Here is a 5,735-nt window from a genome sequence, read left to right as displayed (position 1 = left end):
TACACCTCCGATTTTCTGACGAAAAAAAAGAAAATCAATCACGGGGAGATCCCGATGTATTATGTGGAGGGCAGTCATGAGGGCATTGTTACCCCTGAGATATTTGAAGCGGTACAGGTTGAAATGGAGAGACGGCAGTCACAGAAAAGCCGCTATAGTGGCGTGGATATTCTTGCGGCAAAACTGGTCTGCGGCGAATGCGGATGCTTTTACAGTCCGAAAGTCTGGCATTCGAGTGACCGCTATCGGCGTGTAGTATACCAATGTGGTCATAAGTACAAGGATGCAAAACGCTGCGAAACACCACACCTGACCGCCGATGAGATCAAGACTGTTTTCATTCAGGCTGTCAACAATATGCTCCAAAACAAAGCAGAGATCATAGCGAACCTTCGGGCGAGCATTGCAGAAATTTCAGATATGACTGCACTGATGGCAGAGCACGAACACTTCAAGGAAGAGACTGCAATGCTGGCTGAAATGGTCGAAAACTGTATTCGGGAGAACGCTCGGATCGCACAGAACCAGCAGGAGTACCAACAGCGATACAATATGCTCGTTGATCGCTACGATGTTGCCAAGAGCAAGTACGAGGAGCTTGACAGGGAAATTACCGCACGGCAGGCGCGGGTGCAGGCGATGGAGAGCTTTATTGCAAACATTGACAAGCAGAACCCGCTGAACGAATTTGACGAAGACCTCTGGGGGCTGCTTGTGGAGAGTGTGACTGTGTACAGCAAGGACGACATTCGAGTGAAATTCAAGGACTGAAAATAGAAACATTAAAATCAAAGATGCATCTCTATGGCACTCTGCTATTTCAGCGGAGTGCCTTCTTTTTTTGTTTGTATGGATGAGCATTGTGCTATACATAGGGCTTTCGTTTGTTTATGCACCCCCGATTGCACCCAATGCACCCTCGATTGCACCCCTGACGCACCCAATGCACCTTTTGGAAATGCCGATTTTACGATGTTTTTGGAAGTGCCTGAAAAGCTATCGTTTGGTGATGCACCCTACTGCACCTTCGCCGTCTTTTCTATGCACCCCCGATGCACCCAATTTGATAGCTGACCGACAATCAGAATCAGCTTGTATCTACGGAAGTAGGAAGATAGACCTTATTGTTACGAAATCAGTATCCCGTTTCGCAAGAAACACTGTGGACAGCCTGACAACCGTCAGAAAGCTGAAAGAAAAGGGCGTTGAGGTCTATTTCGAGAAGGAGAACATCTACACGCTGGACTCAAAAGGAGAACTTTTCATCACCATTATGAGTTCTTTAGCCCAGGAGGAATCACGATCCATTTCTGAAAATGTAACATGGGGACAGCGAAAGCGTATGGCGGATGGCAAGGTCACAATGCCTTACGGACGATTCTTAGGATATCGTAAGGGCGAGGACGGGTTTCCTGAGATCGTACCGGAGGAGGCTGAGGTTGTTCGACTGATTTACAAATCTTTCACGGAAGGGCTTTCATACTATAAGATCGCACAGCTTCTGATGAGCCGAAATATTCCCGCCCCTGCCGGCGGTGAAAAGTGGCACAGACGAACTGTGGAAAGCATTCTCACGAACGAGAAGTACAAAGGCAGTGCATTACTTCAAAAGAAATTCACTGTGGACTTCCTGACGAAGAAGAAGAAGGTCAATGAGGGTGAAGTTCCGCAGTATTTCGTTGAACACAGTCATGATGCGATCATCGAGCCGGAGGAATTTGAACTGGTGCAGGCGGAAATCGAAAGACGAAAAGGGCTCGGCAAAGAATACAGCGGCAGCTCCATTTTCTCAGCGAAAATCGTCTGCTCCTGCTGTGGAGGGTTCTTCGGCTCGAAAGTGTGGCATAGCACAAGCAAATACCGGAGAATTATCTGGCAGTGCAATCACAAATTTTCCAAGTCTTCCGGAAACGAAAAGTGTAAAACGCCACATCTTTATGAGGACGAGATAAAAAAGCGGTTCATCGAGGTGTGCAACCGGATAGCAAGTGACAAGGAGGATTTTCTGATTTCCTGTCAGCAGATCGTGGAAATACTCTCCAACACCGCAGCACTGGATAGAAAAATCGAAGCACAGTATATCTACCTGAACGGGCTGGCAGTTTCGATGCAGGAGTTCATCAAGGAAAATGCTATGAAACCGCAGGACGAGGACTTCTACAAAAAGAAAATGGCGGAGTACAATTCACAAAAAGCTGAAGCCGAAAAGGCTCTGCACGACCTTCAGGACAAAAGAACCGCCCGGCTATCACGCAAGGAACTGCTCGAAGGTCTGATCCGGACGCTAAGTAACGAGGGTATTGTGACCGACACCTTTGACGAAAAGCTCTGGTTGCTGCTGGTAGAGAAAGCAACTGTGGGCACGGACGGCAAGCTGACCTTCACGCTACGGAACGGCACGGAGATTGAAGTATAATATAATTATAATGGGGCTGCGGCTAAGATATGATGTGTCTCGGCTGCAGCCCCTCTTTTTTTGTACTATAATTGTGATACTTATGTTTGCGAGAGAGCTGGACTTGAACCTTGTACATAATAAAGATAATTAACTGCAATTTACAGCTTGCAATTCCCACGGTACGGCTGCTCTGAACGCATCCATAATGCTTGTTTTCCTCGTATCTACGCTGTTTTTCCAAAATGCACCCCTCTATCGAAAAAAGTGCCAAAAGTCAAACGATAGCTTTTTCTATCGTTTTCCCTTTGACACCCCATTTCAGCTTTTTTCGGTTTTTCAGCGGGTTTTAAGGCTGTATTGAGAAGTAATCGTCTTCCGATTGACTGTTTTCCTCGAATTTAGGACATTTTTTAGACATGAAAATGCACCCCAACTTTGTATCAAAATTGGGGTGCTAATATGGCTTGATGCGCTGAAAAAGACATCACCGGATTTTTTGAAAAATCCACTTGTGGTAAGGCTTTTTCGGGCTTTTTTATAAATCCGTACTGTCTCGCCTGCAGGGGTTGTTATGACATTTCTTTTTTGATTGCGAACCGAAAAAGATATCATGTAATTTGCACATCAATTGATAGTACCTGTTTCCTGCGACTAAATAGCTACATATATCAACAGTAAATACTTTTGCCTTATCACAAATCATATGTACTATTGTAGCATCGTACTGATTTTGTCGGTATAGTTAATTGCGGCAAAGTCACAATTAATAAGGCTCAATAATGATTCTAAACTCATCATGCACCATTTTGGCTTTTCTAAATTCAACAGTTGAGTAATAATTATCCTTAAATATACTTTTGATTTTTTCGCAATACTCTTTTTCAAGTCTAAGGCCAAATGTTACACTCTTTAACCATTCTCGTGGCAGTGTTGCGTAATAATTACTTGTGTCTATGCCTGCTGCAAATCTTTTTTTGCTTGCCCCAGGAGTAATAAGTGCTAAGCGCCATTCCTTTTCATACATCCAACATTCGGGTTTTGTGAATATAGCATCATTTATAGCATAATCACTATCAAATGACCATTTGTCAACCGGGAGAGATGTATTTGAAATGTGAAGCGATGGACGCTTTTTTTGGTAGTCAACTGAGTCACCATAGACTTCCAATCCATAGTCGCTTTTAATGGAATTAATCTGTTCACTCCATTCTATCTGCCTTTTGAATTCCTCAGGTGTGTCAGGCAGTTCATAACACAGACAAACTCCTTTATGTTGATCCGCATAATGAGACCACATCAATTGGTTATTACCGTCTCTCGAAAAACATGCTACCAAACAGTTTTCCAAAGATATTCCGTATTCAGACGCTTCATAGATGCGTTTGCTTCGTTTGGATTCGTCATTTCGACTTCCAACTTTTTCGCTTATGATTGATTCCAAATATGCCGCATACTCTTTTTGCTTTTTCTCATGATTTTCGATTGTAATAGGAATTGTACACTCGAGGGGATCGTTAAAACTCGCTGGATGGGAGAAAAACAGTTTGGATTCTTGGATAGACTTTTTTAATTTTTCGCTTATGTCGGTCACTTCGGAGGCCTCATCATGATCGCCACATTTTATTGTTTCTAAGGCTCTTACATATCTATACAATCTCATGGCTTGATTCCCCCAAAAATCCTTGTTGTTAAGGACTATTATGCTCTGTGCTTCATATAAATCTCATTTATCGCTTCAGCGTACAAGGCGCGCGATTTTTTTACCAAGCCCTCGTTATTGTTCTTTTTGTATAGATAGCGTTCAAGGACTTCATCCCAATACCCGTGCTTTTTCAGCCAATCTTCTTTGGGTTTAGTATAGTATCCCTTGGTCTGATCAACCCAAACATATGAGCGCTGTTCCTTGTTAAATCGTATGTACTGTTGGAGTACTGTACCGGCTTTGTCGGTATAATTGTTTACAATAGCGAAGTCACAACTTTGCATTATCCTTGAACGCCAATGATCAATTTTTTTGATCGTAAATACACGGGTTGAATCTTCGCAGTATCCATATCCATACCGAAGAACCACTGAGTTAAAGGCGTCCATCATGATATGCTTGATTTTTCCGGGGTCATATCTATCGTCATCATAGAAAACGTCAAGGTTTACATCAAAATCATATCCGATATTGCTCTGACGGTCGCAAGTAATCATATTGCGACTGCTGCTCCCAATGAATTGAAATTGGAAAGAGACATCTTTATTTCGCAGTATGTCCTGAACCTTATTGATTATTTCGATCAATTCGTTTTTTGCCGGGGCAGCCTCTTTCTTGGACACATATTCGAAGTCGTACATAGTTAAATCCTCCTCATATTTCCCAAGCCGCCCATACAGTTTAAAACCAAATCATATCATTATACTTGTTTTTTCTTCATTGTCAAGACCTATTATAACACATTTTAGAGTTTTTTGCAAAAAGGATTTTCAAGCAATCATGATCGCATCATTCTATACCGCGTCCACTTTACCGCGCGTCGTGCGATTTTGAAGTCTTTGTGCGTGGTGTCGGGTTATTGAGATTGTGGGCAAGTAGTTCTTTGGTGTTTTTCAAAAGGCTGCCGTCGCCTGATTCATAAACGCAGACGAAGATTTTCTTTTTCCTGCAATCGGCAATAAACTCCTTTAGCTTTTGCTGCTTTGCCTTATCCCTTTGGTCGGCGTGGGAGCACCACACCTGTGCCAGCTTCAGTTCGTTATTCATTACAATTTCCATTTTATTAAACTCCTTTAATCGCCGTCCCAAATGCCATCCGGTCGCATATGTGCCATAGACAGCAATTGATAGAGTGACTTTTTGACATTCCCTTCGGTTGCTTTCCAATAGTCAGGATCAACTTCATCGGTTAATGCATCAATTGCCTTTTGCAAAACTGGTATGCTCTCAGCTCCGGTTTTCCCGTAAATGCTTCTGATGCCTTTTTCGCCAAGAACCTCGGGACGGCAGAATACACAGGCATAGTTGTATGTGATGTTCAGACTCAGTTCCTTTGTACCGTCAATGGCATATGTACCTCCACGCATAAAATGTGGATTTTCCAATTCAATGGTCTGCTTGGTGACAGGATCATTGAGATGTATGTCGTAGCTCATTTTTCTTTCTCCTTTTGCCGGCCATTCATTTTCGAATTAAATCACATTATCTGCTCAAAGGTCTGCTCATCCGGTTCATCGGATTTCATTCGGATTAGCCCGTTGTCGAACAGATCCGTTTGCATATCCACAACTTCCATACCATTCATTCGCATGACTTCGTCCTGGGTTTCTTCACCTACAAACTTCGACACCGTCA

6 protein-coding genes are annotated in these 5,735 nt (G+C 43.0%); 2 read left to right on the top strand and 4 right to left on the bottom strand.

Translation table 11 applies throughout. The features are described 5' to 3' along the window. Positions 1 to 771 (top strand): recombinase zinc beta ribbon domain-containing protein (locus RUM_RS00785; RefSeq protein ID WP_041326194.1); only part of this gene is annotated, 771 nt, incomplete at its 5' end. 292 nt (positions 772 to 1,063) lie between these two features. Beyond that, positions 1,064 to 2,416, top strand: a complete 1,353-nt coding sequence (locus tag RUM_RS00780) for a recombinase family protein (protein WP_242821739.1) — start codon at positions 1,064 to 1,066, stop codon at positions 2,414 to 2,416. A 745-nt stretch (positions 2,417 to 3,161) separates the two neighbouring features. On the opposite strand, the gene RUM_RS00775 is transcribed toward RUM_RS00780, so the two are convergent. The 4 genes from RUM_RS00775 to RUM_RS00760 all read right to left on the bottom strand — a co-directional run bounded on the left by RUM_RS00775 (position 3,162) and on the right by RUM_RS00760 (position 5,536). Continuing rightward, a complete protein-coding gene (locus RUM_RS00775; RefSeq protein ID WP_015557327.1) occupies positions 3,162 to 4,058 on the bottom strand; it encodes a DUF2971 domain-containing protein in 897 nt (298 codons plus the stop codon). Positions 4,059 to 4,096: 38 nt separating this feature from the next. Further along, complete coding sequence (locus tag RUM_RS00770) at positions 4,097 to 4,741, bottom strand: hypothetical protein (RefSeq protein ID WP_015557326.1); 645 nt, start codon at positions 4,739 to 4,741, stop codon at positions 4,097 to 4,099. Between the two features lie 169 nt (positions 4,742 to 4,910). Beyond that, positions 4,911 to 5,159 (bottom strand): hypothetical protein, encoded by a 249-nt coding sequence (locus tag RUM_RS00765; protein ID WP_015557325.1) that lies wholly within the window; start codon positions 5,157 to 5,159, stop codon positions 4,911 to 4,913. Between the two features lie 14 nt (positions 5,160 to 5,173). After that, positions 5,174 to 5,536: a hypothetical protein gene (locus RUM_RS00760; protein ID WP_015557324.1), complete on the bottom strand. Its 363-nt coding sequence runs from the start codon at positions 5,534 to 5,536 to the stop codon at positions 5,174 to 5,176. Between the last annotated feature and the right edge of the window lie 199 nt (positions 5,537 to 5,735).

Origin of the sequence: Ruminococcus champanellensis 18P13 = JCM 17042, assembly GCF_000210095.1 — a bacterium.
GTDB lineage: Bacteria > Bacillota > Clostridia > Oscillospirales > Ruminococcaceae > Ruminococcus_F > Ruminococcus_F champanellensis.
Note: the sequence above shows the minus strand (reverse complement) of the source record. Positions and strands in the feature narration are given on the sequence as shown.

Bases quoted from the DNA above. Each gene is read 5' to 3' on its own strand.
- RUM_RS00765 (WP_015557325.1), bottom strand. From the start codon at position 5,159: ATGGAAATTGTAATGAATAACGAACTGAAGCTGGCACAGGTGTGGTGC.
- RUM_RS00760 (WP_015557324.1), bottom strand. From the start codon at position 5,536: ATGAGCTACGACATACATCTCAATGATCCTGTCACCAAGCAGACCATT.
- RUM_RS00775 (WP_015557327.1), bottom strand. From the start codon at position 4,058: ATGAGATTGTATAGATATGTAAGAGCCTTAGAAACAATAAAATGTGGC.
- RUM_RS00770 (WP_015557326.1), bottom strand. From the start codon at position 4,741: ATGTACGACTTCGAATATGTGTCCAAGAAAGAGGCTGCCCCGGCAAAA.